The organism is Mycobacterium sp. shizuoka-1 (assembly GCF_002723835.1).
Taxonomy (GTDB): Bacteria; Actinomycetota; Actinomycetes; order Mycobacteriales; family Mycobacteriaceae; genus Mycobacterium.
Window position 1 is genome coordinate 1 of record NZ_BEWG01000059.1, and the last position, 738, is coordinate 738.

At 67.8% G+C, this 738-nt stretch carries 1 protein-coding gene and 1 pseudogene; both read left to right on the plus strand.

All coding sequences use genetic code 11. The features are described from left to right. Positions 1–299: pseudogene (locus MSZK_RS17725) on the plus strand (NADH dehydrogenase subunit D); the annotation flags it as partial. Next, on the plus strand, positions 296–738 hold a 443-nt coding region (locus MSZK_RS17730), incomplete at its 3' end, for an NAD(P)H-dependent oxidoreductase subunit E (RefSeq protein WP_199203378.1). The pseudogene MSZK_RS17725 and the gene MSZK_RS17730, both read left to right, overlap by 4 nt.

Below are 738 nucleotides of genomic sequence, written 5' to 3' on the forward strand. Positions count from 1 at the left end.
CGCATATCGCCAGGATCATGGGCACCTCGATGGAAGGGCTGATCCACCACTTCAAACTGGTCACCGAAGGCATCCGGGTGCCCGCCGGGCAGGTCTATGTGGCCGTGGAGTCCCCGCGCGGGGAGTTGGGGGTGCACATGGTCTCCGACGGCGGCACCCGCCCGTATCGGGTGCACTACCGCGACCCGTCGTTCACCAACCTGCAAGCGGTGGCCGCGATGAGCGAGGGCGGCATGGTCGCCGACGTCATCGCCGCCGTCGCCTCGATCGATCCGGTCATGGGAGGTGTCGACCGATGAGTATCGACCTCGTCCTCGGGCCCCGGCCTGAGGAACCCGGCCCCCCGATCAGCGGCCCCACCGCGTATCCGGCCGAGGTCACCGAGCGTCTGGCCGCCGACGCCGCCATCATCATCGCCCGCTACCCGCAGCCGCGGTCGGCGTTGCTGCCGCTGCTGCACCTGGTGCAATCCGAAGACGGCTACCTCACCACCGCCGGGATCGCCTTCTGCGCCAACCAGCTCGGCCTGACCGATGCCGAAGTCGCCGCGGTCGCAACGTTCTACTCGATGTACCGGCGCACCCCCACCGGCGACTACCTGATCGGGGTCTGCACCAACACCCTGTGCGCCATCATGGGCGGCGACGCCATCCTGGAGACCCTCGAAACCGAACTCGGTATCCACGCCGGAGACACCACCACCGACGGCACCATCACCCTAGAGCACATCGAATGCAA